Below are 24881 nucleotides of genomic sequence, written 5' to 3'. Positions count from 1 at the left end.
CCTAGCCTACGACTCGGCAGGTGACGCCTTCAGGGAGCAGTCCTGGCACCGGCCGAAGATCGCGAAGTGCTTCATGTCGGTGTCGAAGCCGAAGACGTCCCGCAGCTTCTCCGTGAACTCGGCGGCCACCTCCACGTCCGCCTCGATCACCTTGGTGCAGTCGCGGCAGACCAGGTGCAGGTGGTGGTGGCGGTCGGCGAGGTGGTAGGTCGGCGCGCCGTGCCCGAGGTGGGCGTGGCTGACCAGGCCCAGCTCCTCCAGCAGCTCCAGCGTGCGGTACACGGTGGAGATGTTGACCCCCGACGCCGTCTTCCTCACTTCCACGAGGATGTCGTCGGGGGTCGCGTGCTCCAGGGTGTCGACGGCTTCGAGCACGAGCTGGCGCTGGGGCGTCAGCCGGTAGCCGCGCTGCCTGAGGTCGCTCTTCCAGTCGGTGCTCACCACACCACGAGTCTAGGGCCTGGCCCCCGAAGCGTTCGGGGGCCGAACCGACCGGGTCCGGACGCGCCCGGTGCGGCCTACTTGAAGAACGCGATGCCGTCGTCCGGCAGGTCGTCGGGCAGGGCCTTGGCCCAGCGCTCGACCTCCTCCGGGGTGACGACCTTCTTCAGGTGCGCCGACATGTAGGGGCGCAGCCCGACCTCGGGGGTCTGCTTCTCGCCGACCCACATCAGGTCGCTCTTGACGTAGCCGTACAGCCGCTTGCCGCCGGTGTACGGGCCGGAGGCGGCCGTGCGCGCGACGGCGTCGGTCACCAGGTCGATCTGCGGCTTCTTGTCGGCCATCTCGCCGTACCAGACCTCGACGACGCCGTCGTCGCGGACCATGGTCACCTCGACCTTGCGGTCGGCGTCGATGCGCCAGTAGCCGTGCTCCGACTCCAGCGGGCGGACCTTGTTGCCGTCGCCGTCGAGCACCCAGGTGTGCGAGGAGTACTCCAGGAAGTCCCGCCCGTCATGGGTGAAGGTGACCTCCTGGCCGAAGTTGCACTTCTCGGCGCCGGGGAAGTCGTGCACGCCCGCACCCGCCCAGTTGCCGAGCAGGAACGCGAGCGGGACGAGGTCCTTGTGCAGGTCGGACGGAATCTCGATCATGAGCGGAACTTCCTGGCGTCGGTGATCAGCGCTGGCCCTGGTACAGCTTCTTCACGGTCAGCCCGGCGAAGGCGAGAACGCCGACGGCGACGAGGACCAGCAGGATTTCGAAGAAGAGGATCACGGGGTGCTCCTTGAGCGGGGGTGCGAGGGTGTGCACAGGACCGGCCCCCAGCTTACGCGGCGGGGGACGGCACCCGTCGTGGGAGGTGCCGCCCCCCGCGCGGCTCAGCCCAGCAGCTGGCTCTGCAGCACGACCGTCTGCCGGAAGGGCACCGCGTGCGCGGTCCCCTTCCGGGACTGCAGCACGACGGCGAGCACGTCCCCGGAGACGAGGTACGCCTGCCGGTCGTGCTCGGCGCCGCGCGGCTCGGCCTCGTCGTACACGGTGCGCTGCACCCCGGCGACCGTGGCCGCCTCGGGGAAGGTCTCGTCGCTGACGACGTTCTCCGTCCCGGTCGTCCGGTGGGCGGGACCGGTGTAGGGGAAGAGCACCCCGTGGAACCTGTCGTCCGCCACGGCCGCGGTGTCGAACTGGAGCAGGTAGATCCGGGTGCGGGTGCCGTCCTCTGCGGTCCAGCCGCGCGCGGCGATGTGCCGCAGCCCGAAGTCGACGAGACGCTGCCGGAACTCGTCCCGGTCCGCCTTCTCCGCGATCTCCTTCAGGAAGACCTCCGCCGGCAGCCAGCCCTGCGCGCCGCGCAGCGCCCTGTCCTCCTTCGCTCCCTTCGGCGCGGGCAGCAGCAGCGCGCGCAGGTCGGCGTGGTGGGCGCCGGCCGGGTTGGACTCGGCCTGCGGGCCGGGGCTGCCGGAGGGCAGCGGCGGCTTCGTCAGCCTCGGGTAGTCCCAGCGCCCGTCGGACTCCGTCGCCAGGCCGGGCACGTCCGTGCGTTCCATCCGGGTGATCCCGTACGCCGTGCCCGCGCCGGCCACGGCGAACACGACGACGGCGGCGGTCCAGCGCAGGGCGGCGCGCAGCGCCCGTCGGTCCTCGCGCACCGCGGGCGGTGCGGCCGGTTCGGCGGGGAGCTCCGACGGGGCCGCGACGTGGGTCTGCTGCTCGGTCATACGGCCTTCCCCGGTTCCTCGATGCGGTCGAGCTGTTCACGGACCAGGGCGGCGACGCTCCTGGCGTCGATCGGCGCCGCGGCGCTCGCGGTGACGGTGACCAGGACGTCACCGACGTGGGCGGTGCAGAACATCACCTCGATGTCCCGCTCCTTGTCCTTGGGCGGCAGGAAGCACGCCGCGTCCTTGTGGCCCTCGATCCTCGGCCCCTTGCGCAGGACGTCCAGCGCCTCCAGGAACTCGGCCTGGGACCGTGCGAGACCGCGCACGGCGGACCGGTTGTCCATCTGGGAGAGCACGATGCTCGCCGTGTAGACGTCATCCTGGGAGAGGCTGCCCGACCCGCTGACGAAGCTGCGCATCGCCATGCCGGTGATGCGGCGCCGGTCGATCTCCTTCTCCAGCCGCTCGCGCTGGGAACGCGGCAGGCCCTGCAGCGCCTCCTTCTGCACGGCGGTCGCGCGGGCGCCGCTGAGCTGCGCGTCCGCACCGAACTCACCGAGGTCGGGCCCGCGCATCCGGCCGTCCTCCCCGTACGGGAGGAGCAGCGCGGCGAGGCCCTGCGGCGCGGGCGGCTCCCCGTCCGCGGGGACGGTCCTGGGGAACTGCCACGAGGGCGCGCCGGGGTCGCGGTCGGCGTTCGCCACGGTCACGGCGGTGACGCCCGTGCCGGCGGCGACCGCGCCGGTCAGCAGGACGCCCACGGCCAGGGCGACGACACGGCGGCGCCGTGACACGGATGCGGTGTCCGGCAGCTCGGCCCGGCCGGGCTCGTCGGGGGTCTCGCTCACAGCCGCTCCATCTGCCGCTCGGCCACGTCCATGATCTTGTTCTTGCCGACGGGTTCGGGCCCGGTCACCCACACGTCCATCGCGATGTCCCCGCGCCAGGCGTGCGCCTCGGCGGTGTACTGGTCCTCGAAACCGGATTCGGTCTCGGGCTCGGTCATCACGTAGGCGCGGCCGTCACCGGTGCCGGGGATCAGCCAGCTGTCGCCCGCCAGCTCCTCGGCCCAGCCCCGGGCTTCCTCACTGGCGTGCAAGGCCGCCGTGTACTCCTCCTGACGGAACTGGGTGAGACGGATCTCCACGGTGTGTCCGTCGTCCTCCCAGACCGTCATGACCGACCGCCGGAACTCGTCCCGGACGAGATCGCCGAACGCCTCGCCGGGCTCCGTCCAGGTCTCGGCGACGGCGGTCAGGTCCAGCCAGCGGACGCCGTCCTTCAGCCACTCCGTGTGCGTCGCCCCGCGCGGCTTCCTCAGCAGCAGCTCACGCAGGTCGCCGTCGGTCCTCACCCGCCGGTCCTGCGCGGCGGGCAAGGGCGCCGGCGCCTCGCCCCGGGCCTGTGCGAGCACCGGCTGCGACAGCGGCGGCAGCGGGGTGGGCGCGCGCCCGGCCTGGACGAGATAGCCGGTGCAGGTCCCGGCGACCAGGCCCAGCACCAGGGCGGCCCCGATCAGGGCGGCGGTCCGCCCCCTCCGGCGTCCCCAGCTCCCCCCGTCCGGCGGCGCCGGAGCCCCGGCCTCCCCGGCCGGAACGGGCGGAGCCCCGGGCACTCCGGCTTCTTCCTCGGATCGTTCCAAAACGTCCCCCCACAGAAGTGAACGCGCGTGGTGGACCCGCGCGCACAGGAGACTCACAGCCGGCGACCGGAGTTGTGACGATCATGATTACGATTCGGTCATGGCGAAGAAGCTCGTGATCAAGGTGACCGCCGGGGCCGACGCACCCGAGCGCTGTTCTCAGGCGTTCACGGTGGCCGCGGTGGCGGCGGCCAGCGGCGTCGAGGTGTCCCTGTGGCTCACCGGGGAGTCGGCGTGGTTCGCGCTGCCGGGGCGGGCCGCCGAGTTCGACCTCCCGCACGCCGCTCCGCTGCCCGATCTGCTGGACTCCGTCCTCGCGGCCGGCCGGGTCACGCTGTGCACCCAGTGCGCGGCCCGCCGGGACATCACGGAGAAGGACGTCCTCGAGGGCGTGCGGATCGCGGGCGCGCAGGTCTTCGTGCAGGAGGCCATGACGGACGGCGTCCAGGCGCTCGTGTACTGACGGGCCTACCGGGGCCCCTTCTTCCCGTCCAGCTCGTCCCACCACTCGTCGGACTGCGGGTCGCCCGAGGGGGCGTCCCACCAGCGGTCCTCGGGGCCCCGCCGGTTGGCGACCACCGCGGCGACCGGCGGGATCACCATGGCGACCAGGCACATCGCCACGGCGGCCGGCACCGACCAGAGCCGTACGACGCCCCAGGCCAGGACGAACAGCCCGATGCAGCCGCCCATCAGCACGAAGTAGGCGTGGCGCCTGCGCGCGTACATGTCTCCAGCGTAGATCCGGGCATGCCGAAGGGCCGCGTCCTCGAGGACGCGGCCCTTCGTACGAGCCTCGCTCAGACCGCGATCGCGACCTCGGCCAGGCCGCCCTGCTGGGCGACGACCGTGCGGTCGGCGGTGCCGCCGGGCACCAGGGCGCGGACGGTCCAGGTGCCCTCCGCCGCGTAGAAGCGGAACTGTCCGGTCGCGGAGGTCGGGACCTCCGCGGTGAACTCGCCGGTCGAGTCGAGCAGGCGGACGTACCCCGTCACCGGCTCGCCGTCGCGGGTCACCTGACCCTGGATGGTGGTCTCACCGGGCTTGATCGTCGAGGCGTCCGGGCCGCCGGCCTTCGCACCGCACATGTCTTAACTCCTGAAGGGGTCGGGAGGGTTACTTGCCGGAGCCGAGCTCGATCGGCACGCCGACGAGGGAGCCGTACTCGGTCCAGGAGCCGTCGTAGTTCTTGACGTTCTCCACGCCGAGCAGCTCGTGCAGCACGAACCAGGTCAGCGCGGAGCGCTCACCGATGCGGCAGTAGGCGATGGTGTCCTTGGCCAGGTCGACGTCCTCGGCGGCGTAGAGCTCCTTGAGCTCCTCGTCCGACTTGAAGGTGCCGTCGTCGTTGGCGTTCTTGGACCACGGGATGTTCTTGGCGCTCGGCACGTGGCCCGGGCGCTGCGACTGCTCCTGCGGCAGGTGGGCCGGGGCGAGCAGCTTGCCGGAGAACTCGTCGGGCGAGCGCACGTCGACCAGGTTCTGCGCGCCGATGGCGGCCACGACGTCGTCGCGGAAGGCACGGATGGACGTGTCCTGCGGCGTGGCCTTGTACTCGGTCTTCGGCCGCTCCGGCACCTCGTCGCCGGGGACCAGCTCGCGGGCGTCGAGCTCCCACTTCTTGCGGCCGCCGTCGAGGAGCTTGACGTTCTCGTGGCCGTACAGCTTGAAGTACCAGTACGCGTACGAGGCGAACCAGTTGTTGTTGCCGCCGTAGAGGACGACCGTGTGGTCGTTGGCGATGCCCTTGTCGGACAGGAGCTTCTCGAAGCCGGCCTGGTCGACGAAGTCACGGCGGACCGGGTCCTGCAGGTCCTGGGTCCAGTCGATCCGGATGGCGTTCTTGATGTGGTTCTTGTCGTAGGCGGACGTGTCCTCGTCCACCTCGACGATCACGATGGTCGGGTCGTCCAGGTGCTCCTGGAGCCAATCGGCGTCGACCAGGACGTCGCTGCGGGCCATGCTGTTCTCCTCCGGGGCAGGTGCGGGGGGCGTGCGGGCACGAGGGTGCGTACGCGCCCGGACGGGGGCGGCGCACGGGTCCCCTCGACGGGAATGCGGACGGAAGACGCGTCCGCTCAGAAAGTGCGACAGAGCATGGCGGCGACACGGCACAGGTCCACTGCCCGCCGCTTCGTGAGATCCGCCTGTCCCCTCGAACGGAGGACGCTCGTCTGACACTGCATGGGGACGATCGTAGGGACGGACCGGCGCCCCTGTCACCGACGTGTCGCATGCTGAGACGAGATCGTCCACAAGTCGATACCACGACCGGAAAAACCGCCCGCCGCACCGGGACCGCGCCCATCGTCCACGCCGTCCCATCTGTCCAGCGGACGCCTCCGTCTCGCCCACCGGACACCCGTCACCCGGCCAGCCGCACGTCCGTCCCCGTCACCGTGACGTCCACGCCGTCCGCGGCCGCCTGCACCTTCTCCAGCCGGATCCCGCCCGGCAGCCCGTCGATGCTCTGCTCGAAGTCGGTGATCCGCCGCACCCGCGACTCGGCGGCCTCCACCCCGCCCAGCACCGGCAGCGCGTCGGCCCGCACGCGCACCGTGTTCCCGTCGACGACGGTCACCGAGCTGAGCACGGGCACCGGCCCGGGCAGCTTCTTGCCGAACACGGTGGCCTCCAGCGTGACCTCGATCTTCCCGTTCCCCCCGTCGGACAGCGCCACCACCTCGGCGGTGATGCCGGGCGCCACCTGCCGGGGCTCGGCCTTCGCGGCCTTCAGCAGCTCGTCGTAGGCCAGGGTCGCCGTACCGGTGGCGCTGTCCGCGACGGCGGAGCCGAAGTCACCGGAGAACTCGACGCCCCGCAGATCGGCCCGCAGATCGGCGATCCGGATCGTCCCGCTCCCCTCCCCGGTGCCGGCCTCGTAGTCCGAGATGCCGACCCGCACCTCGTCGAACGAGCCGCCGAGCACCTGGGTGAGGAAGGGGAAGCCCGTGATGTCCACGTCGGGGGTGGAGGCCAGGCCCTCGGTGGCCCGGAGGCGGTCGGCGACCTCGCCCTCGGCGACGTGGACGGCGACGCGGTCGACGGCGACGAAGATGCCGCCGAGTATCACGGCGATGACGAGCAGTGTTCGCAGTGCGCGCATGCGGAGTTCCCCACCTGACGTGTGCCCGGCGACCGGCGGTCGCCCTCACGCGAGCGTAATGCGGGGACCGTGGGGGAGCGGGGGATTGTGGATCACCTGTGACAGGGACGCCTCGGACCCGTCCGCCGCGAGGCACGAGAGCCCACGGAGGGCCGGGCGCCCGCAGCGGCCGGCGCGTCCCCGCCCCCGGCACCGGGCGGCCTCAGGCGAACAGGCGGCCCAGGACGTGGACGGCCGGACCCGCCGCTGCCAGAGGCAGGGCGACGCCCGCTGTGAAGTGGACGAAGCGGGACGGGTAGTCGTAGCCGGCCACCCGGTGGCCGATCAGCGCGCAGACCGCCGCCCCGGCCCCCATCAGGGCCCCGTCCGTCGACATCCCGCCGGCCGCGTACCCCGCACCGGCCGCCGCCGCCAGCGCGACCACCACCGACGCCGCCGTCGCCACCGGCAGCGCCCGCGCGACCATCGCCGCCGCCACCGCGACCGCCCCCACGACCACCGCGTCCGCGTCCGCCGCGAGGTATCCGCCCGCCGCGATCGCCAGCGCCGCCGCGACCACCGTCGCCATCAGGCCGTACATCCGCTCGTCGGGGTCCGCGTGCGACCGCAGCTGCAGCGCCAGCGACAGCAGCACCCACACCCCCAGCGCCCCCAGGATCGCCGCGGGCGACCGGTCCGCGACCAGCATCGCCGCGTCCGCGACCAGCGCCCCCAGGAACCCGAGGGCGATGCCCTGCCGCGCCGGCCACATCCCGTTGAGCCGGAACCACCCCGCCGCGGTCACGCCCTGCAGCACCACCAGCGGCACGAGCAGCGCGTACGTCCCCAGCGCGGCCCCGCCGGCCAGCAGCAGACCGAGCACCGCCGTCAGCACCGCGGGCTGCATCCCGGGCTCGATGATCGGCGACCGCCCCTCGGCCCGAGCCCGCTGCGCGTCGGTCACGCGGGAGTTCCCGGCGAGGGTGGCCGGACCGTATTCGGGCTCGCCCTCCCCCACCGGAGCGGGCTCCGGCGCCTGCGCGGGAGCAGCCGCGGGAGCGGTCGCGTGAGCAACCGCGGGGGCGATCCCCTGCGGAGGCAGATAGGACGTCTCCTCAGCCGCCGCCACCGGCGGCTGCATCTGCGTCTCCCACGTCTGCCCCTGCCACTGCTGCGTGTGCTGCTGGTCCGCGTACGGATCGTCGTACTGCTGCCCCGGCCACGCCTGCGGCTGGGACTGCGGCTGCTGATAAGGCGCGTACGGATCCGGCGCCCCGTAGGTCCCGTGAGTCCCGTGAGTCCCGTAGGTCCCGTAGGTCCCGTGAGTCTCGTAGGTCCCGTGAGTCCCGTAGGTCCCGTGAGTCCCGTAGGTCCCGTGGCCCTCCGGAGCCTCATGGCCCCCATGGCCCCCCGGAGCCTCGTGGCCCCCGTACGACCCGTACGGCTGGTTCGTCATCCCTCACCCTCCTGCGAACGGCGGAAGCACCTCGACCGTGCCGCCGTCGGCCAGCCGTACCGTCTCATGCGCGCGCTTTCCCACGGGATCACCGTCGACGAGGAACGAGCACCTCAGCAGCACGCGAGTGAGCTCGCCGGGATGCCGTTCGCGCACGGCGGCGAGCGCGTCGGCGAGCGTGCCCGCCTCGTACGGCTCCTCGGCCACCCCCGCCGCGGCCTTGGCGGCGGCCCAGTACCGCACCGTGACCTTTGCCATCTGCTGGTTCCTCGATCGGTTGACGGTGAACACGGTCAGGCTAGCCCGCCCGGGCGGCCGCCCAGTCCCCGATGCGCCCCAGCAGCGGCTCGGGCGCCGCGTTCTCCGCGTGCCCCATGCCGTGCTCGACCCACAGTTCCCCGTGCTCCCCGGCGGCGTCCGCCAGCATCCGGGGATGGTCGAGCGGGAAGTAGGCGTCCCGGTCCCCGTGCACGACCAGCAGCGGCGTCGGCGCGATCCGGGGGACGGCCTCGACGGGGGACAGCGGCACGGGGTCCCACTGCCGGTGGTGGATGCGGGTGCGCAGCCCGTACCGCCCGACCAGCCGCCCGGAGGGCCGCGTCACCAGCCAGTGCAGCCGCCGCATGGGCGCGGTCCCCCGGTAGAACCAGCGCGCCGGCGCGCTCACCGAGACGACGGCGTCCACCCCGCCGGCCTCCAGCGCGGCGTGCCGCAGCACCACCGAGCCGCCCATGGAGAACCCCACGGTCACCACCCGCGTGTGCCCCAGCTCCCGCGCCCACCCGACCGCCGCGGCGAGGTCGAGCACCTCACGGTCGCCCACGGTGGAGTGTCCGCCGGACCGCCCGTGCCCCCTAAAGGAGAACGTGACGACGGCGCCGTACCGCGCGAGGACCCGTGCGACGCGCCGCACGTGGGGCCGGTCCGCGTCCCCGGTGAACCCGTGCGCGACCACGAGAGCGAGCCCCGGGGAATCATCCCGGACCCCCTTCCCGTCACCGTTCACGGAACCTTTTCCGGAACCGTTCGGTGAACCGCCCTCTCTCCGTTCGTATACGGAATCGATCGCCACGCCGTCCGCCGTGCGCAAGAACGTCCGCATCGACGCACCGCCCTGCGTGACGCTCCGCGTCCCGGAATGTGGACCCGTGGTGGATCGCGCCACATGACCTGCCGCATCGGTGCCCATGTCAGCTATTCTGCTGCGAAGAGGACTCGGGCAGTGAAGCCCCCGGGTCCTTTTGTGCTTTCGGAAGCGTTGTATACGAAGGCGGGAAACCGCCCGGTGTACGGGCCGTCGAACGCACGCGGCAAGGCCGTGAACTCCCCCGCTGCCTCCATGGCACGGGAGGTGCCCCATCGCAGGGACCCAGGAGGAACCAGACGTTATGGGCGAGCGAACCGTGCACGAACGCAGGACGGCCGCGTTCCGGGAAACCACGATCCGAGCAGGTGAGACGACCCGATGAGTTCCCTGCTGCTCCTGACCAACGCGCTCCAGCCGTCGACGGAGGTGCTCCCCGCCCTCGGTCTGCTCCTGCACAACGTCCGGGTGGCGCCCGCGGAGGGCCCCGCGCTGGTGGACACCCCCGGCGCCGACGTGATCCTCGTCGACGGCCGCCGCGATCTTCCCCAGGTCCGCAGCCTGTGCCAGCTGCTGCGCTCCACGGGCCCCGGCTGCCCGCTGGTGCTGGTGGTGACCGAGGGGGGCCTGGCCGCGGTCACCGCGGACTGGGGCATCGACGACGTGCTGCTGGACACCGCCGGCCCCGCGGAGGTCGAGGCGCGGCTGCGCCTGGCGACGGGCCGCCGGCAGATCGTCGACGACGACTCGCCGATGGAGATCCGCAACGGCGACCTCTCCGTGGACGAGGCGACCTACTCCGCGAAGCTCAAGGGCCGGGTCCTGGACCTGACCTTCAAGGAGTTCGAGCTGCTCAAGTACCTCGCGCAGCACCCCGGCCGGGTCTTCACCCGCGCCCAGCTGCTCCAGGAGGTCTGGGGCTACGACTACTTCGGCGGCACCCGTACGGTCGATGTGCACGTGCGGCGCCTGCGCGCCAAGCTCGGCCCGGAGCACGAGTCGCTGATCGGCACCGTGCGGAACGTCGGTTACCGATTCGTTACGCCGGAGCGGGGGGAACGCGCGTCCGAGGAGGCCAGGGCGAAGGGCGCCCGGCAAAAAGCGGCGGAAGCGGACGAGACGGCCACGCGGGACGCCGACGCCCTCCGGGCGAAGGCCTGACGGCCGCACGCCTGAGCGTCGGGTGCGCGCACACGAGCCGTTCTCCCCCGGTTCACACCCTCCGGCACGCCCTGCCCGGAGGGAATATATCCGCGTAGACTCCGCGCGTGGCCAAGGTAACCAGGGATGACGTGGCGCGACTGGCGGGGACGTCCACCGCCGTCGTCAGCTATGTCATCAACAACGGACCCCGGCCGGTCGCCCCGGCCACGCGCGAGCGGGTGCTCGCAGCGATCAAGGAACTGGGGTACCGGCCCGACCGCGTCGCCCAGGCGATGGCGTCCCGGCGCACGGACCTCATAGGCCTGATCGTGCCGGACGCCCGCCAGCCGTTCTTCGGGGAGATGGCGCACGCGGTCGAACAGGCCGCGTCCGAGCGCGGGAAGATGGTGCTGGTCGGCAACTCCGACTACATCGGCGAGCGCGAGGTCCACTATCTGCGTGCCTTCCTCGGCATGCGGGTCTCGGGGCTGATCCTGGTCAGCCACGCGCTGAACGACCTGGCCGCCGCGGAGATCGAGGCGTGGGACGCCCGGGTGGTGCTGCTGCACGAGCGGCCGGAGGCGTTCGACGACGTCGCCGTCGTCACCGACGACATCGGCGGCGCCCAGCTCGCCGTGCGCCACCTGCTGGAGCACGGCTACGAGTACGTCGCCTGCGTCGGCGGCACCGCGGAGACCCCCGCCGTCGGCGACCCGGTCTCCGACCACGTCGAGGGCTGGCGGCGCGCGATGGAGGAAGCCGGCACCACCACCGAGGGCCGGCTCTTCGAGGCCCCGTACAACCGCTACGACGCCTACCGGGTCGCCCTGGACATCCTGTCGGGGCCGCGGCGGCCGCCCGCGATCTTCTGCTCCACGGACGACCAGGCCATCGGTGTGCTGCGCGCCGCCCGGGAGCTGCGCATCGACGTGCCGGGCGAGCTGGCGGTCGCCGGGTTCGACGACATCAAGGAGGCGGCGCTCGCCGACCCGCCGCTGACCACGGTCGCCTCCGACCGTCCGGCGATGGCCCGCGCGGCGGTCGACCTGGTGCTCGACGACGGCCTGCGGGTGGCGGGCTCGCGCCGGGAACGCCTCAAGGTCTTCCCGTCCCGCCTGGTGGTCCGCCAGTCCTGCGGCTGTTCCTAGTCCCCCGGGGCCCGGGGGCCGGCCGGGACCCGTCGCACCGGATCCGCGGCCGCACAGGTTCTCATATCGGGCATACGCACTTCTGCCGGACTTCTCAGCGAGGACTCAGGCAGCTCTCATCGACGGGCGGGACGCTCAGGAGCATGAGCGAGAACTTCCGCCCGAGCGGCGCCCCCGAGTACGGCCCGTCCCAGGTGAACCCCGAGTGGCCGCCCCCGTCGGCCTACGCGCCCCCGGTCCCGCGGCCCGCGGACGGCCCCGCCGCCGCGGCCCCGGCGCACCGGCGGAACCGGGGCCCGGCCAAGCTGCTGGTCGCCGTGGCGATCGTCGCCGCCGCGATCGGCGGTACCACCGCCTACGGAGTGCAGGAGCTGGCCGGCGGCTCCACCACCGGCGTCAGCGCGTCCTCCGCCGCCGGGACCGACGTGGTGCCGGCGTCCCTCGAGGGGACGGTGGCCGGGGTCGCCGAGGCGGTCGGCCCGAGCATCGTGGAGATCACGGCCGCCTCGTCGTCCGGTTCGGCCACCGGGTCCGGTGTGATCGTCACCGAGGACGGCGAGGTCGTCACCAACCACCACGTGGTGGCCGGCGCCTCCCGGATCCAGGTGCGCACCGACGACGGCAGGACCTACGACGCACGGATCGTCGGCACCGACAGCAGCAAGGACCTGGCGCTGATCGAGCTGGAGGACGCCTCCGGCCTGAAGGCCGCCACGCTCGGCGACTCCGACGGCGTGCGGGTCGGCGACCAGGTCGTCGCGATCGGCTCCCCCGAGGGCCTGACCGGCACGGTGACCAGCGGCATCGTCTCCGCCCTCGACCGTGACGTCACGGTGTCCACGGACGAGAGCCAGGGGCAGCGCGGCGGCGGGTGGCCGTTCGAGTACGGCGGCCGGCAGTTCAACGGCGACACCGGCGACTCCACGACCACGTACCAGGCCATCCAGACCGACGCCTCGCTGAACCCGGGCAACTCCGGCGGCGCGCTGATCGACATGAACGGCGCCGTCATCGGCATCAACTCCGCGATGTACGCGCCGAGCGGCGCCGAGTCCTCCGCCGCGGGCAGCGTGGGGCTGGGCTTCACCATCCCGGTGAACACGCTCAAGGCGGACCTGCCGGACCTGAGGGCCGGTGCGACGAACTGACGCACCGGACGGGAAACGTGCGACGCTGAGGATCCGACAGCCCCTCCCCTCCCCCGCCGCGCCCGCCGCGCGGCGCGCAGACGAAGGACCCGCCACCCGATGAGCCCCGCAGACGGCGACCGTGCCCCGCAGCGCATCCTGATCGTCGACGACGAGCCGGCGGTGCGCGAAGCACTCCGGCGCAGCCTGGCCTTCGAGGGATACGACACCGAGGAGGCCGTCGACGGCGTGGACGCCCTGGAGAAGACGGCGGCCCACCGCCCCGACCTCCTCGTCCTCGACATCCAGATGCCCCGGATGGACGGTCTGACCGCCGCCCGCCGCATCCGCGCCACCGGCGACACCACGCCGATCCTGATGCTGACGGCCCGGGACACCGTCGGCGACCGGGTGACCGGTCTGGACGCGGGGGCGGACGACTACCTGGTGAAGCCGTTCGAGCTGGACGAGCTGTTCGCCCGGATCCGCGCCCTGCTGCGGCGCAGCTCGTACGCGGCGGCGGTGGCCGCCTCCGCCGGGACCGACGACGTCCTCACCTTCGCCGACCTGACCATGAACCTGGCCACGCGGGAGGTGACCCGCGCCGGACGCCCGGTGGAGCTGACCCGCACGGAGTTCACCCTGCTGGAGATGTTCATGGCGCACCCGCGCCAGGTGCTCACCCGTGAGCAGATCCTCAAGGCGGTCTGGGGCTTCGACTTCGAGCCGTCGTCCAACTCGCTGGACGTGTACGTCATGTACCTGCGCCGCAAGACCGAGGCGGGCGGCGAGCCGCGCCTGGTGCACACGGTGCGGGGGGTGGGGTACGTGCTGCGGCAGGGCGGCGCGGAGTGACCGGACCGGTACGCCGTTTCCGCGCCCTGCCGATCCGGGCGCGGCTGTCGCTGCTGGTCGCCGCGGCGGTGGCGTTCGCGGTGGCGGCGGTGTCGGTGACCTGCTGGTTCATCGTGCAGGGCAAGCTGTACGAGCAGGTCGACGAGGATCTGAAGAAGGCGACCGTGCTGCAGGGCCCGCAGCGGGTGGACGAGATCCGCAGCGCCCTCACCGACTGCACGGACACGCCCCGCGACAGCGGCGCGGGCGGTTTCCAGTACACGTACTCGCAGGTGGTCAAGGAGGACGGCACGGTCTGCCTGTTCCCCAGCTCCGTGGGGAGCGTGAAGGTCACCGCGTCGGACCGCAGGGTGATCGAGAACGCGGGCAGCGGGTCCAGCGGCATCTTCCGCGACGGCGCCGACCAGGACGGTGACGACGTCCGGGTGCTGACCCTGCCGCTCGTCATCAACGACCCGTCCACGCTGACCAGCACGCACGCGGCCGTCATCGTGGCGGTCCCGCTGAAGGGCACCCATTCCACGCTCAACGACCTGGCGCTGATCCTGCTGCTGGTCTCCGGTGTCGGGGTGCTCGGCTCGGCCGCCGCGGGTCTCGCCGTGGCCCGCGCCGGACTGCGCCCGGTCGACAAGCTCACCGAGGCCGTCGAACACGTCGCCCGCACCGAGGACCTGGGCGTCCGCATCCCCGTGGAGGACGAGTCGGAGGACGAGATCGCCCGCCTGTCGCGCTCCTTCAACTCCATGACGTCCGCCCTCGCCAGCTCCCGCGACCTGCAGCAGCAGCTCATCGCGGACGCCGGGCACGAACTGCGCACCCCGCTCACCTCGCTGCGCACCAACATCGAACTGCTGACCCGCAGCGAGGACACCGGGCGGCCCCTGCCGCCCGCCGACCGCAAGGCGCTGCTGGACTCGGTGAAGGCGCAGATGACGGAGCTGGCCGCGCTCATCGGCGACCTCCAGGAGCTGTCCCGCCCGGACCCGGGCCACCAGGCGGGCCGTGCGGAGATCGTCGCCTGGCAGGACGTGGTGGAGGCGGCCCTGCGCCGGGCCCGGCTGCGCGGCCCGGAGCTGACCATCACGGCCGGCCTGAGCCCCTGGTACGTGCGGGCCGAACCGGCGGCGCTGGAACGGGCGGTGGTCAACGTGCTGGACAACGCGGTGAAGTTCAGCCCGCCGGGCGGCACGATCGAGGTGCGGCTCGCCGACGGGGTCCTCACCGTCCGGGACCAGGGTCCGGGCATCGCGGCCGACGAACTCCCGCACGTCTTCGACCGCTTCTGGCGCTCCCCCGGCGCCCGCGCCCTGCCCGGCTCGGGCCTCGGCCTGTCCATCGTGGCGCGCACGGTGCAGCAGGCGGGCGGCACGGTCGCCCTCACCCCGGCGGAGGGCGGCGGCACCACCGCCACCATCCGCCTCCCGGGCGCCCCGACCCCGCCGCCCGAGGTGCCCGGCGGCCCGTGACACCCTGGGGCGCATGGCGAACCCACCGGACGGGCTGCCCGTCTACCGCGTCCTGACCGGCCCCGACGACGCCGCGTTCTGCCGGCGGGTCAGCGAGGCGCTCGAGCTGGGGTACCGGCTGCACGAGGGGCCCGCCGTGACCTTCGACGGGGAGCGGGTGATCGTCGCGCAGGCGGTCGTGTGGGACGTGGAGGGCTGAGAACGGAAGGGGCCGGTGCACGGCACCGGCCCCTTCCGTGGAACGGGTCACTGCACGATCGTGATGCGGTCCGCCGCCGGCGGGGCCAGCGGGGAGCCGGCCGAGGAGTTGGCCGTGAGGTACTGCTCCAGGGCCGTCAGGTCGTCCTCGCCGACCAGGTCGTCGGTGCCTTCGCCCAGGGTGGGGAAGCCGTCGCCGCCGCCCGCGAGGAAGCTGTTCGTCGCGACGCGGTAGTCGGCCGACGCGTCGACCGGCTCGCCGTTCAGCCGGATCGAGTCCGTGACGACCCGGTCGGCGCCGGTCCTCGTCAGGTCCAGCGTGTAGGTGAGACCGTCGGACACCTGGAGGATCTTCGGCGCGGCCTCGTTCGGGCCGCTGACCTGCTCCTTGAGGGCCTGGATCAGCTGCTCGCCGGTGAAGGTCCGCAAGTTGACCGTGTTGGCGAACGGCTGGACCGTGAAGGCCTCCGCGAAGGTCACCACGCCGTCGCCCTCACCGCCGCTCGCCGCGTAGGTGAGCGGGGCGCGGATGCCGCCCGGGTTCATCAGGGCGAGGTCGGTCTCCGGGTCCAGCGTGCGGGCGTACTCCAGCTGCGCGTCGGCGATCAGGTCGCCCAGCGGGGACTCGGTGCCGTCCTTGACGATGTCGCCGGAGATGTAGCCGATCGGGCGGTTGCCGATCGGGGCGGCGAGGGTGCTCCACTTGTCGATCAGACGGGTCATGTCGGGCGCCTTGGGGACGTCCCGGGTCACCACGTGGTTCGCGGACTTCACGGCCGTACGGGCGATGTCGCCGGTCCGGCGGTCGTACGTCAGCGTGGTGTCGGTGTAGAGCCGGCCGAAGGACGCGGCGGAGGTGACCATGCGGGGCTTGCCCGCCGGGTCGGGGACGGTGCAGACGTACGCGTTGTGGGTGTGGCCGGTGACCAGCGCGTCCACCTCGGGCGAGACGTTCTTCGCGATGTCCGCGATCGGGCCGGAGATGCCGTCGCCGGCGCCGGGGGCGTCGCAGTCGTAGTTGTAGCTCTGCGAGGCCGGGAAGCCGCCCTCGTGGATCAGCGCCACGATGGACTTCACACCCTTGCGGCGCAGCTCCTCGGCGTACTTGTCGATCGTCTCGACCTCGTCCTTGAAGGCGAGGCCCTTGACGCCCTCGGCGGACACGATGTCCGGGGTGCCCTCCAGGGTCACGCCGATGAAGCCGACCTTGACGTCCTTCTTCTTCCACACCCAGTACGGCTTGAGGAGCGGCTTCCTCGTCCTCTCGTCGAGGACGTTGGCCGCCAGGTACGGGAAGTCGGCGCCCTTGAACCTCTTGTCCGTGTAGCAGCCGTCCGTCGGGTGGCAGCCGCCGTTCTGCAGGCGGGCCAGCTCCTTCGCGCCCTCGTCGAACTCGTGGTTGCCGACCGAGGTGACGTCCAGTTCGAGCTTGTTCAGCGCCTCGATGGTGGGCTCGTCGTGGAACAGGCCCGAGATCAGCGGGGACGCGCCGACCATGTCGCCGCCGGCCGCAGTGATGGAGTACGGGTTGCCCTTGCGGGCCTGGCGCAGATGCGTCGCCAGGTACTCCGCGCCGCCCGCGTCGATCGTCCTCGTCGTGCCGTCCGGCTGGAGTTCGGTGACCCGGCCGGAGGAACCGGCGGGCGGCTCCAGGTTGCCGTGCAGGTCGTTGAAGGACAGCAGCTGCACGTCCTGGTAGCGGCTCGGCCGGTGGCCCTCGCCCTTGCCGTGCTGCTCGCCCGCGCTGGCCGCCCCGGGCAGGGCCGCGGCGGCCAGGGCGCCGACGGTGAGGACGCCGGCGGCGGTCACGAGGAGACGGTTCGTACGGCGTCTGCGGCGCGGGTGCGCCGGGGATGTGGCTGGCATACGCCCCCCTGTCGGTGCGAGTGGGTACCGGCGCAGCCTAGGGTCAACGCGCGTAGCGCGACAGGGCTTCCGGGTCACAGCCTGGTTTATCTTTCGCCGCGACCGCCGCCGTCGCCCGTGCGGCACGCTGCCGCCCCCTCGCCGCGCCGTCCCTTTACCCTCGTACGCATGACCAGCGACGCGTTCTCCCGGCCCGGCCGCCCCCGTTCGCTCCAGACGTGCACCGCGCTCGACCAGGCGCAGGTCGACGCGGTCCTCGCCCTGCTCGACGAGGCGGCGCGCGACGACGGCCGGCAGGCCGTGTCCGAGCAGGGCCGGCTGCAACTGCGCGGCGGCGAGCGGGAGGGCGTCTCGCACCTGCTGCTGACCGTCGGCGAAGAGCTCGCCGGGTACGCCCAGTTGCAGGACACCGACCCGGTGGAGCCGCCGGCCGCGGAGCTGGTGGTGCGCCCCTCGTACCGCGGGCAGGGGCACGGGCGGGCGCTCGGCACGGCGCTGCTCGCCGCGTCGGGCAAGCGGCTGCGGGTGTGGGCGCACGGCGGGCGCTCCGCCGCCCGGCACCTGGCGCAGGTGCTCGGTCTGACGCTGTTCCGCGAACTGCGGCAGATGCGGCGGCCGTTGGCGGGCCTCGACCTGCCCGACCCGGTGCTGCCGGAGGGCGTGACCGTGCGCACCTTCGAGCCCGGCCGGGACGACGCGGCCTGGCTCGCGCTGAACGCCGCCGCGTTCGCCCACCACCCCGAGCAGGGCTCCCTCACCCAGCGGGACCTCGACGACCGCAAGGCCGAGCCGTGGTTCGACCCCGAGGGCTTCTTCCTCGCCGAGCGCGACGGACGGCTGATCGGCTTCCACTGGACCAAGGTGCACGCCGACGAGGGCCTCGGCGAGGTGTACGTCCTCGGCGTCGCCCCCGGCGCCCAGGGCGGCGGACTCGGCAAGTCCCTGACGACGATCGGGCTGCGCCACCTCGCCGGCCGGGGTCTGCCCACCGCGATGCTGTACGTCGACGCCGACAACAAGGCGGCGGTGTCCGTCTACGAGCGGCTGGGCTTCGTCACCCACGAGACGGACCTGATGTACCGGACGGAGACCTGAGCGGACGGGGCGCGCGCCGCCGGACCGGTCCGGCGCGGCGCACCGCGACCGCGAGCTGCGTGGCGCACCGCGGCGCCCCGCGGTCGTGGGCGTGCGCCCGGCGCGGGTCGCCCGGCGCGGTGAACAGCGCCCGGTCCGCGGGGCTCAGCAGCGGCGCGAGCACCGCCGCCACGAGCAGGGACCCGGCGGCCGCCTGACCCGGCCGGGCGGTGTCCCGGCGGCGCACCGCGGGGGCCGCCCCGGCCGGGGCGGGGACGGCCGCCGCTCCCACCGTGACGTCCCCGGCCGGCCGCGAGGCACGCGCTCCTCCGCCGGCGCCTCGCCGCGGTGGCGCAGCCGCGCCGGCGCCTGCCGCAGCCGCCCTCGTGTCCCGGCCCCGCGCAGGGCGTCGGCCGGCCGGCGCGTACCGCCGGTACCGCTCCTCGAAGGCACGCCGGCCGCCGTCGGCCGTGACGGTGCGCAGCGGCGCGCCGTCGCTCCTCCTCCCGCTCACGTCCCCTCGTCGCACGGGCCCCGCCGCCCGGTTCACGGACCGGCGGTTGACTTTCGCGCCCCCTTGCACCACCCTTTCACTACTCAATTAGTGAAAGGGTGGTTGCCGAGTGGTCAACTACCGCATCGACCGGCGCAGCGGCGTGGCCACCTACGTCCAGATCGTGCAGCAGACCAAGCAGGCGCTCCGCCTGGGACTGCTGGCCCCGGGCGACAGGCTGCCCACGGCCCGCGAGGTCGTGGAGGCCACCGCCGTCAACCCGAACACCGTGCTGAAGGCGTACCGGGAGCTGGAGCGCGAGGGACTGGTCGAGGCCCGGCGCGGCCTCGGCACCTTCGTGCGCCGCTCCCTCGGCGCCGCCCCCGTCGACTCCCCGCTGCGCGCCGAGCTGGAGGACTGGGCCGCCCGGGCCCGGGAGTCCGGCCTGGAGCGGGAGGACGTCGCCGCGCTGTTCACCGCCGTACTCGAGACGCACTATCCGGAGCAGGACGCGCGCCCCGCGCCTGCGCACACCCCACAGGGAGACCCCTCATGACCGTCCCGGCCCTCGAGGCGGACGCGCTCGGCAAACGCTTCGGCCGGCGCGCCTGGGCGCTGCGCGACTGTTCCTTCCGGCTGCCCGCCGGACGTGTGTGCGCCGTCGTCGGCCCCAACGGCGCGGGCAAGTCCACCCTGCTCGCGCTCGCCGCGGGACTGCTCGCCCCCACCGAGGGCACGGTCCGCGTGCTCGGCGCCACCCCGGCCGAAGCCCGCCCCCGGGTGGGCTTCGTCGACCAGGACAAGCCGCTGTACCCGCAGCTCACGGTCGCCGAGACGCTGCGCATGGGCGCCGACCTCAACCCCGGCCACTGGGACGCCGGCACCGCGCTGCGGGTCGTGGCCGGCGGCGACCTGGACCCGGACCGGCGGATCCGCGCGCTCTCCGGCGGCCAGCGCACCCGTGTCGCGCTCGCCCTCGCCCTCGGCAAGCGGCCCGAGCTGCTGCTCCTGGACGAACCGATGGCCGACCTCGATCCGCTGGCCCGGCACGAGCTGACGGGCGTCCTGATGGGGGAGGCGGCCGCCCACGGCACCACCATCGTGATGTCCTCGCACGTGGTCGCCGAGCTGGAGGACTCCTGCGACCACCTGCTGCTGGTCGGCGGCGGCCGGATCCGGCTCTCCGGCCCGATCGACGACCTGCTGGCCGCCCACAGCCGGGTGGCCGCCCCCGCCGCGGCGGACCTCGCGCCGCACGAGGTCGTCGAGTCCCGCACCACCGGCCGCCAGCTGAGCGCGCTGATCCGCCCGGCCGGCCCGCTGCCCGGCGACTGGCGCACCGGCACGCCGTCCCTGGAGGAACTCGTCCTGTCCTACCTGCGCAACCCCACAGCCCCGGCCCTGGTTCCCGCGCCCGAGTCCACGGAGGCCGCCGCATGACCGCCGCCCTGACCACCCCGGCCGCCCCCGCCACCGGCCACACCGCCCGCGTCCCCCGCCAGTGGCGCTGGCTGGTCCGGCTGCACCGCCCGGCCCTGACCGGCGGCGGCGCGCTGGTCCTGCTGACCGCGGCGGCGCTGCTGTGGCTCGGCGGGCCCCTCACCGACTCCTCGGCGGCGGCCTGGCAGGCGTACAAAGCCTGCGAGTGGGGATCGGCCTGCCGCTACGACCAGGACGCGATCGTCCGCTTCAAGACCGTCTACACCTGGACGACGGTCGCCGTGCTCGCCGTGCCGTTCCTGGTCGCCGCCTGGGCGGGCGGCGCGCTCGTCGGCCGTGAGACGGAGTCCGGCACGATCCGCCTGGCCTGGACCCAGGGCGTCTCCCCGGCCCGTTGGCTGGCCTCCCGGCTGGCCCTCCCCGCCCTGCTCGCCGTCGCCGCGGCCGGTCTGCCGGCGGCGCTGCACCGCTGGGCGTGGACGGCGGCCGACGGCCGCGTCGACAACACCAAGTCCTGGCACGTCTCCGCCACCTTCCACGCGGGCGGCACCGTCCCCGTGGGCCTGGCGCTGGCCGGTCTCGCGGCGGGCGTCCTGGCCGGGCTGGTCCTGCGCCGCACCCTGTCCGCCCTGGTCACCGCCGTCGCCGCCCTCGGCGCCCTGTGGGCGGGCGTCCATGCGGCCCTGCCGTACCTGTGGCCGTCCGTGACCCGGCTCAGCGCCCTGCACGAGGGGCCGGCGGGGAGCGGCCTGCACGTCCGTGAGGGCGTGCTGACCGACGGCGGGGGCCGGGCCGCGGCCCCGTGCCTCAACAGCCGGCTCTCCGACTGCGGTGACGCCCTGGCCGACCTGGGCGCGACCTCCTTCTACCGCGACTTCCACCCCGCCTCCCACTACTGGCCGCTCCAGCTGGTCGCCACCGGCGTCCTGCTCACCGTCGCCGCCCTGCTGGCGTACGCGGCCTTCCGGGTGGTGCGGCGCACCACCGGGACGGCGCGCGGCTGACGCGTCCGGCCACCGGAGGGGGCGTGCCCGCACGGGTACGCCCCCTCCGCCGTGTCCCGGCGGGCCACCACCCGCTGTCCCGGACGTCATGTCGCCGTAACCACGGGTTCAGACGGCCTTGCGACGCTCGGCCCATGCATCCCGCCGCGCCAGAGCCCTCACCCGGCAGGGTGAACGGGAGGCACGGGAGCGCCTCAGGGCCACCACCGCTCCCACCCGCGCTTTCCGATGCGCCCGCGACACCGTCCGCGCGGAAGAATGGGGTCATGAGCCAGCCCGACACCCAGGCACAGGTCCAGCACTCGCAGCCCTCCGTGGGCTCCATCGCCGCGCACCGGCCGCACACCGTGGCCGGAGTGGTCTCCGACCTGGAACCCGACATCGACGCCGACCTGGACGGTTACGAGGAGGCGCACGCGGACGGCGCCGCCCCGCTGCCGCGAGGCCGTTTCCTCGACCGCGAGCGCAGTTGGCTGGCGTTCAACGAGCGTGTGCTCGAACTGGCCGAGGATCCCGAGACCCCGCTGCTGGAGCGGGCGAACTTCCTCGCGATCTTCGCCAGCAACCTGGACGAGTTCTTCATGGTCCGGGTGGCGGGACTCAAGCGCCGCATAGCCACCGGCGTGGCCACCCGTTCCGCCTCCGGCCTCCAGCCGCGCGAGGTGCTGGAGATGATCTGGGCCCGCTCCCGCGAGCTGATGGCCCGGCACGCCGCCTGCTACCACGAGGACGTCGCCCCCGCCCTCGCGGAGGAGGGCATCCACCTGGTCCGCTGGAACGAGCTCACGGAGAAGGAGCAGGCCCGCCTCTTCACCCTGTTCCGGCACCAGATCTTCCCCGTGCTCACCCCGCTCGCGGTGGACCCGGCGCACCCCTTCCCGTACATCTCCGGCCTGTCGCTGAACCTGGCCGTGGTGGTGCGCAACCCGGTCACCGGGCACAAGCACTTCGCCCGGGTGAAGGTGCCGCCGCTGCTGTCCCGCTTCCTGGAGCCCTCCCCCGGCCGCTACGTCCCCGTCGAGGACGTCATCGCCGCCCACCTGGAGGAGCTGTTCCCGGGCATGGAGGTGCTGGAGCACCACGCCTTCCGGCTCACCCGCAACGAGGACCTGGAGGTCGAGGAGGACGACGCCGAGAACCTCCTCCAGGCCCTGGAGAAGGAGCTGATGCGGCGCCGCTTCGGGCCGCCGGTGCGCCTGGAGGTGGAGGAGTCCGTCGACCGCGAGGTCCTCGACCTCCTCGTGCGCGAGCTGAAGATCTCCGAGGCCGAGGTGTACCCGCTGCCCGGCCCGCTCGACCTGACCGGCCTGTTCCGCATCCACAGCCTGGACCGGCCGGAGCTGAAGTACCCGAAGTTCGTCGCCGGCACCCACCGCGACCTGGCCGAGGTGGAGTCGGCGTCCGCGCCGGACGTCTTCGCCGCCCTGCGCAGCCGGGACGTGCTGCTGCACCACCCGTACGACTCGTTCTCCACGTCGGTGCAGGCGTTCCTGGAGCAGGCGGCGGCCGACCCGGACGTGCTGGCCATCAAGCAGACCCTGTACCGGACCTCCGGCGACTCCCCGATAGTGGACGCCCTCATCGACGCCGCCGAGTCCGGCAAGCAGGTCCTCGTCCTGGTCGAGATCAAGGCCCGCTTCGACGAGCACGCCAACATCAAGTGGGCGCGCAAGCTGGAGGAGGCCGGCTGCCACGTCGTCTACGGCCTGGTCGGCCTGAAGACCCACTGCAAGCTGTCGCTGGTGGTCCGCCAGGAGGGCGAGACGCTACGGCGTTACAGCCACGTCGGCACCGGCAACTACCACCCGAAGACGGCCCGGCTGTACGAGGACCTGGGGCTGCTCACCGCGGACCCGCAGGTCGGAGCGGACCTCTCCGACCTGTTCAACCGCCTCTCCGGCTACTCGCGGCGCGAGACCTACCGGCGGCTGCTGGTCGCCCCCAAGTCCCTGCGGGACGGTCTGGTCTCACGGATCGACAAGGAGGCCCAGCACCACCGTGCCGGGCGGCCCGCGTACGTCCGCATCAAGGTCAACTCGATGGTCGACGAGGCCGTCATCGACGCCTGCTACCGGGCGTCCCAGGCGGGCGTTCCGGTCGACATCTGGGTGCGCGGCATCTGCGCGATCCGGCCGGGCGTGCCGGGACTGTCGGAGAACGTGCGGGTACGGTCCGTCCTCGGCCGCTTCCTCGAGCACTCCCGCGTGTTCGCCTTCGGCAACGGCGGCGAGCCCGAGGTGTGGTTCGGCAGCGCCGACATGATGCACCGCAACCTCGACCGGCGGATCGAGGCACTGGTGCGGGTCACCGACCCGGCCCACCGGGCCGTCCTCAACCGGCTGCTGGAGACCGGCATGTCCGACACCACGGCGTCCTGGCACCTCGGCCCGGACGGCGAATGGACCCGGCACTCCACGGACGCGGACGGCCAGCCGCTGCGGAACATCCAGGAGATGCTCATTGACGCCCGGAGGCGCCGGCGTGGCACAGCAGCCCCATGACCCGACGGCCGGTCCGGTACCGGCGGACGTCCTGGCCCGCCACCTGCGGGAGAGAGCGACCGAGTTCCTCCGCGCGCTGCGCCTCCACCGGGAGTCCGGTGCGGGCGCGGCGTCGGAGGACTCCGCCGAGGCGGCCCGCGCCCTGAGGCGCGCGGCCCGCCGCATCAGCGCCGGGCTGTACACCTTCCAGCCGGTCCTGGACCCCGTCTGGTCCCAGGCCCTGGGCCCCGAACTGGCCTGGGTCTCCGGGACCCTGTCCCTGGAGGACGCGTGCGCGAACCGCCTCGACCGCCTCCTCCAGGCCCTCCACCGCCTCTCGGGCCCCGCGGCCCCGGACCCCCCGCCCGGCGCCCGGCTCGCGTCCCGCGTCCCCGACGTGCCCGCGCCCGCCGACGGCGCCCCGCCCGGCGTGCCCCGCCCCGCCGCGGCCCGCCGCGCCACCACCGGCACCGTGATCGCCACCGTCCCGGCCCCGGACGGCCGCCGCGCCGCCGACCGGCGCACGGAGGAGACTCCCCCTCCTGCCGGCCCCCGCTCCTCCCGCCCCGCCGCCGACCGGGGCCCCCTCACCTTAGGCGCCGCCAAGGCCGGGGCCCTGCTGGACCGGCAGCTCACGCTCGCGCGGACGCGGGCGCACTCGACCGCGTTGCGGGCGCTCGAGTCGGCCCGGTTCCACGCCGTGGCCGATCAGGTGGCCGTGCTGGCCAGCGAGGTACCGCTGGCGCCGGCGGCCGAGGGCGCCGACCTGCGCCCGCTGGCGGACGCGGCGCGGGAGCGGCTCGCGGACGCCGTCGCCGCACTGCCCCTGCTCACCGCGGGCAGCCCGTACAACGCCGAGGCGCTGGCGCACGGCCTGTCCCCGGACTCCGCCCCGCACCCGCAGGACACCCCCTGGCACCAGGTGCGGCTCCTGCTCCGCCTGCACCGCTACGCCCGCGAGGCCCTGGACCCGGCCGCGGGCGACGACCCCCGGCTGCGCGCCGCCGGCGAGGCGCTGGACCGGCACCGTGACGCCGCCGAGGCCGCGGCCGCCGCCGCGCAGGCGGCCCGCACGCCGCGGATCGCCCCGGCCACGGCGTACGCGCTGGGCGTGCTCCACGCCGACCAGCGGCATGAGGTGGAGGCGGCGCGGTACGCGTTCCAGCGCGCCTGGCAGAAGCCGGCCGCCGGCACGCCGTAGCCGTAGCCGTAGCC

At 73.5% G+C, this 24881-nt stretch carries 28 protein-coding genes and 1 pseudogene; 13 read left to right on the top strand and 16 right to left on the bottom strand.

The window, feature by feature from the left end:
* Window positions 1-6: 6 nt before the first annotated feature.
* The 6 genes from C1708_RS17720 to C1708_RS17695 all read right to left on the bottom strand — a co-directional run bounded on the left by C1708_RS17720 (window position 7) and on the right by C1708_RS17695 (window position 3720).
* Window positions 7-444 carry a Fur family transcriptional regulator gene (locus tag C1708_RS17720; RefSeq protein WP_106413588.1) on the bottom strand — a complete coding sequence of 146 codons (438 nt, stop codon included), beginning with the start codon at window positions 442-444 and terminating at the stop codon, window positions 7-9.
* 74 nt (window positions 445-518) lie between these two features.
* Window positions 519-1094 carry a heme-binding beta-barrel domain-containing protein gene (locus C1708_RS17715; protein WP_106413587.1) on the bottom strand — a complete coding sequence of 192 codons (576 nt, stop codon included), beginning with the start codon at window positions 1092-1094 and terminating at the stop codon, window positions 519-521.
* Between the two features lie 25 nt (window positions 1095-1119).
* Window positions 1120-1254, bottom strand: a complete 135-nt coding sequence (locus tag C1708_RS35670) for a hypothetical protein (protein WP_274543384.1) — start codon at window positions 1252-1254, stop codon at window positions 1120-1122.
* Between the two features lie 68 nt (window positions 1255-1322).
* Window positions 1323-2162, bottom strand: coding sequence for a hypothetical protein (locus C1708_RS17705; RefSeq protein WP_106413586.1), 840 nt, complete (start codon window positions 2160-2162; stop codon window positions 1323-1325).
* A complete protein-coding gene (locus C1708_RS17700) occupies window positions 2159-2953 on the bottom strand; it encodes a hypothetical protein (protein ID WP_106413585.1) in 795 nt (264 codons plus the stop codon). The genes C1708_RS17705 and C1708_RS17700 overlap by 4 nt, the downstream gene beginning before the upstream one ends.
* Window positions 2950-3720, bottom strand: coding sequence for a hypothetical protein (locus tag C1708_RS17695; RefSeq protein WP_241911275.1), 771 nt, complete (start codon window positions 3718-3720; stop codon window positions 2950-2952). The genes C1708_RS17700 and C1708_RS17695 overlap by 4 nt, the downstream gene beginning before the upstream one ends.
* A gap of 127 nt (window positions 3721-3847) precedes the next feature.
* On the opposite strand from C1708_RS17695, the gene C1708_RS17690 reads away from it, so the two are divergent.
* Complete coding sequence (locus C1708_RS17690; RefSeq protein WP_106413584.1) at window positions 3848-4210, top strand: DsrE family protein; 363 nt, start codon at window positions 3848-3850, stop codon at window positions 4208-4210.
* Between the two features lie 5 nt (window positions 4211-4215).
* Here the strand turns inward: C1708_RS17690 and C1708_RS17685 are convergent, their stop codons facing one another.
* From C1708_RS17685 to C1708_RS17650, 8 genes are all read right to left on the bottom strand, one after another.
* Window positions 4216-4476, bottom strand: a complete 261-nt coding sequence (locus tag C1708_RS17685) for a DUF3099 domain-containing protein (RefSeq protein ID WP_106413583.1) — start codon at window positions 4474-4476, stop codon at window positions 4216-4218.
* Between the two features lie 71 nt (window positions 4477-4547).
* A complete protein-coding gene (locus tag C1708_RS17680; protein ID WP_004986406.1) occupies window positions 4548-4835 on the bottom strand; it encodes a DUF1416 domain-containing protein in 288 nt (95 codons plus the stop codon).
* A 28-nt stretch (window positions 4836-4863) separates the two neighbouring features.
* Window positions 4864-5709: a sulfurtransferase gene (locus C1708_RS17675; RefSeq protein WP_106413582.1), complete on the bottom strand. Its 846-nt coding sequence runs from the start codon at window positions 5707-5709 to the stop codon at window positions 4864-4866.
* Between the two features lie 116 nt (window positions 5710-5825).
* The gene (locus C1708_RS35940) at window positions 5826-5933 is read right to left on the bottom strand and encodes a putative leader peptide (RefSeq protein WP_351998383.1); all 108 of its coding nucleotides are present in this window, start codon (window positions 5931-5933) and stop codon (window positions 5826-5828) included.
* A gap of 179 nt (window positions 5934-6112) precedes the next feature.
* Window positions 6113-6853 (bottom strand): LmeA family phospholipid-binding protein, encoded by a 741-nt coding sequence (locus tag C1708_RS17670; protein WP_106413581.1) that lies wholly within the window; start codon window positions 6851-6853, stop codon window positions 6113-6115.
* A gap of 202 nt (window positions 6854-7055) precedes the next feature.
* Window positions 7056-8288, bottom strand: a complete 1233-nt coding sequence (locus C1708_RS17665) for a hypothetical protein (protein WP_502696070.1) — start codon at window positions 8286-8288, stop codon at window positions 7056-7058.
* A gap of 3 nt (window positions 8289-8291) precedes the next feature.
* Window positions 8292-8546: a MoaD/ThiS family protein gene (locus C1708_RS17655; protein ID WP_106413580.1), complete on the bottom strand. Its 255-nt coding sequence runs from the start codon at window positions 8544-8546 to the stop codon at window positions 8292-8294.
* Between the two features lie 40 nt (window positions 8547-8586).
* A complete protein-coding gene (locus tag C1708_RS17650) occupies window positions 8587-9477 on the bottom strand; it encodes an alpha/beta hydrolase (protein ID WP_198602522.1) in 891 nt (296 codons plus the stop codon).
* A 276-nt stretch (window positions 9478-9753) separates the two neighbouring features.
* On the opposite strand from C1708_RS17650, the gene C1708_RS17645 reads away from it, so the two are divergent.
* The 6 genes from C1708_RS17645 (at window position 9754) to C1708_RS17620 (ending at window position 15310) form a co-directional block, all read left to right on the top strand.
* Window positions 9754-10533 carry a winged helix-turn-helix transcriptional regulator gene (locus C1708_RS17645; RefSeq protein WP_106413578.1) on the top strand — a complete coding sequence of 260 codons (780 nt, stop codon included), beginning with the start codon at window positions 9754-9756 and terminating at the stop codon, window positions 10531-10533.
* Window positions 10534-10640: 107 nt separating this feature from the next.
* Window positions 10641-11663: a LacI family DNA-binding transcriptional regulator gene (locus C1708_RS17640; RefSeq protein WP_106413577.1), complete on the top strand. Its 1023-nt coding sequence runs from the start codon at window positions 10641-10643 to the stop codon at window positions 11661-11663.
* A 143-nt stretch (window positions 11664-11806) separates the two neighbouring features.
* On the top strand, window positions 11807-12811 hold the full coding sequence (locus tag C1708_RS17635) for a S1C family serine protease (protein ID WP_106413576.1): 1005 nt from the start codon (window positions 11807-11809) through the stop codon (window positions 12809-12811).
* 99 nt (window positions 12812-12910) lie between these two features.
* Window positions 12911-13645, top strand: a complete 735-nt coding sequence (locus tag C1708_RS17630; RefSeq protein ID WP_106413575.1) for a response regulator transcription factor — start codon at window positions 12911-12913, stop codon at window positions 13643-13645.
* Entirely contained in the window at window positions 13642-15111 is a 1470-nt protein-coding gene (locus C1708_RS17625; RefSeq protein ID WP_106413574.1) for a HAMP domain-containing sensor histidine kinase, read from the top strand. Before C1708_RS17630 ends, C1708_RS17625 begins: the two co-directional genes overlap by 4 nt.
* Before the next feature lie 13 nt (window positions 15112-15124).
* The gene (locus tag C1708_RS17620) at window positions 15125-15310 is read left to right on the top strand and encodes a DUF1737 domain-containing protein (RefSeq protein WP_106413573.1); all 186 of its coding nucleotides are present in this window, start codon (window positions 15125-15127) and stop codon (window positions 15308-15310) included.
* A 47-nt stretch (window positions 15311-15357) separates the two neighbouring features.
* Here the strand turns inward: C1708_RS17620 and C1708_RS17615 are convergent, their stop codons facing one another.
* Window positions 15358-17175: a bifunctional metallophosphatase/5'-nucleotidase gene (locus tag C1708_RS17615; protein ID WP_106413572.1), complete on the bottom strand. Its 1818-nt coding sequence runs from the start codon at window positions 17173-17175 to the stop codon at window positions 15358-15360.
* Between the two features lie 168 nt (window positions 17176-17343).
* Between C1708_RS17615 and mshD the strand changes: the two genes are divergently transcribed.
* On the top strand, window positions 17344-18270 hold the full coding sequence (gene mshD / locus C1708_RS17610; protein WP_106413571.1) for a mycothiol synthase: 927 nt from the start codon (window positions 17344-17346) through the stop codon (window positions 18268-18270).
* 288 nt (window positions 18271-18558) lie between these two features.
* On the opposite strand, the pseudogene C1708_RS35100 reads toward mshD, so the two are convergent.
* A pseudogene (locus C1708_RS35100) lies at window positions 18559-18763 on the bottom strand (RNA polymerase subunit sigma-24); the annotation flags it as partial.
* 109 nt (window positions 18764-18872) lie between these two features.
* Between C1708_RS35100 and C1708_RS17595 the strand changes: the two are divergent.
* The 5 genes from C1708_RS17595 to C1708_RS17575 all read left to right on the top strand — a co-directional run bounded on the left by C1708_RS17595 (window position 18873) and on the right by C1708_RS17575 (window position 24867).
* The gene (locus tag C1708_RS17595; protein ID WP_106413570.1) at window positions 18873-19298 is read left to right on the top strand and encodes a GntR family transcriptional regulator; all 426 of its coding nucleotides are present in this window, start codon (window positions 18873-18875) and stop codon (window positions 19296-19298) included.
* Complete coding sequence (locus C1708_RS17590) at window positions 19295-20182, top strand: ABC transporter ATP-binding protein (protein WP_106413569.1); 888 nt, start codon at window positions 19295-19297, stop codon at window positions 20180-20182. The genes C1708_RS17595 and C1708_RS17590 overlap by 4 nt, the downstream gene beginning before the upstream one ends.
* Complete coding sequence (locus tag C1708_RS17585) at window positions 20179-21186, top strand: ABC-2 membrane transporter-related protein (RefSeq protein ID WP_106413568.1); 1008 nt, start codon at window positions 20179-20181, stop codon at window positions 21184-21186. Before C1708_RS17590 ends, C1708_RS17585 begins: the two co-directional genes overlap by 4 nt.
* Before the next feature lie 134 nt (window positions 21187-21320).
* A complete protein-coding gene (locus tag C1708_RS17580) occupies window positions 21321-23687 on the top strand; it encodes an RNA degradosome polyphosphate kinase (RefSeq protein WP_391663935.1) in 2367 nt (788 codons plus the stop codon).
* A complete protein-coding gene (locus C1708_RS17575; RefSeq protein ID WP_106416348.1) occupies window positions 23668-24867 on the top strand; it encodes a CHAD domain-containing protein in 1200 nt (399 codons plus the stop codon). The genes C1708_RS17580 and C1708_RS17575 overlap by 20 nt, the downstream gene beginning before the upstream one ends.
* The last annotated feature ends 14 nt before the right edge of the window (window positions 24868-24881 follow it).

The sequence above is a fragment of the Streptomyces sp. DH-12 genome, assembly GCF_002899455.1.
Lineage (GTDB): Bacteria > Actinomycetota > Actinomycetes > Streptomycetales > Streptomycetaceae > Streptomyces.
The sequence above is the reverse complement of the archived record's forward strand: the minus strand, read 5'-3'. Positions and strand labels throughout refer to the sequence as shown.

Excerpts from the sequence above, each read along its gene's own strand:
- C1708_RS17715 (WP_106413587.1), bottom strand. The coding sequence starts at position 1,094 with ATGATCGAGATTCCGTCCGACCTGCACAAGGACCTCGTCCCGCTCGCG.
- C1708_RS17705 (WP_106413586.1), bottom strand. The coding sequence starts at position 2,162 with ATGACCGAGCAGCAGACCCACGTCGCGGCCCCGTCGGAGCTCCCCGCC.
- C1708_RS17690 (WP_106413584.1), top strand. The coding sequence starts at position 3,848 with ATGGCGAAGAAGCTCGTGATCAAGGTGACCGCCGGGGCCGACGCACCC.
- C1708_RS17685 (WP_106413583.1), bottom strand. The coding sequence starts at position 4,476 with ATGTACGCGCGCAGGCGCCACGCCTACTTCGTGCTGATGGGCGGCTGC.
- C1708_RS17680 (WP_004986406.1), bottom strand. The coding sequence starts at position 4,835 with ATGTGCGGTGCGAAGGCCGGCGGCCCGGACGCCTCGACGATCAAGCCC.
- C1708_RS17675 (WP_106413582.1), bottom strand. The coding sequence starts at position 5,709 with ATGGCCCGCAGCGACGTCCTGGTCGACGCCGATTGGCTCCAGGAGCAC.
- C1708_RS35940 (WP_351998383.1), bottom strand. The coding sequence starts at position 5,933 with ATGCAGTGTCAGACGAGCGTCCTCCGTTCGAGGGGACAGGCGGATCTC.
- C1708_RS17670 (WP_106413581.1), bottom strand. The coding sequence starts at position 6,853 with ATGCGCGCACTGCGAACACTGCTCGTCATCGCCGTGATACTCGGCGGC.
- C1708_RS17665 (WP_502696070.1), bottom strand. The coding sequence starts at position 8,288 with ATGACGAACCAGCCGTACGGGTCGTACGGGGGCCACGAGGCTCCGGGG.
- C1708_RS17655 (WP_106413580.1), bottom strand. The coding sequence starts at position 8,546 with ATGGCAAAGGTCACGGTGCGGTACTGGGCCGCCGCCAAGGCCGCGGCG.
- C1708_RS17650 (WP_198602522.1), bottom strand. The coding sequence starts at position 9,477 with ATGGGCACCGATGCGGCAGGTCATGTGGCGCGATCCACCACGGGTCCA.
- C1708_RS17645 (WP_106413578.1), top strand. The coding sequence starts at position 9,754 with ATGAGTTCCCTGCTGCTCCTGACCAACGCGCTCCAGCCGTCGACGGAG.
- C1708_RS17635 (WP_106413576.1), top strand. The coding sequence starts at position 11,807 with ATGAGCGAGAACTTCCGCCCGAGCGGCGCCCCCGAGTACGGCCCGTCC.
- C1708_RS17630 (WP_106413575.1), top strand. The coding sequence starts at position 12,911 with ATGAGCCCCGCAGACGGCGACCGTGCCCCGCAGCGCATCCTGATCGTC.
- C1708_RS17620 (WP_106413573.1), top strand. The coding sequence starts at position 15,125 with ATGGCGAACCCACCGGACGGGCTGCCCGTCTACCGCGTCCTGACCGGC.
- C1708_RS17615 (WP_106413572.1), bottom strand. The coding sequence starts at position 17,175 with ATGCCAGCCACATCCCCGGCGCACCCGCGCCGCAGACGCCGTACGAAC.
- mshD (WP_106413571.1), top strand. The coding sequence starts at position 17,344 with ATGACCAGCGACGCGTTCTCCCGGCCCGGCCGCCCCCGTTCGCTCCAG.
- C1708_RS17590 (WP_106413569.1), top strand. The coding sequence starts at position 19,295 with ATGACCGTCCCGGCCCTCGAGGCGGACGCGCTCGGCAAACGCTTCGGC.
- C1708_RS17585 (WP_106413568.1), top strand. The coding sequence starts at position 20,179 with ATGACCGCCGCCCTGACCACCCCGGCCGCCCCCGCCACCGGCCACACC.
- C1708_RS17580 (WP_391663935.1), top strand. The coding sequence starts at position 21,321 with ATGCATCCCGCCGCGCCAGAGCCCTCACCCGGCAGGGTGAACGGGAGG.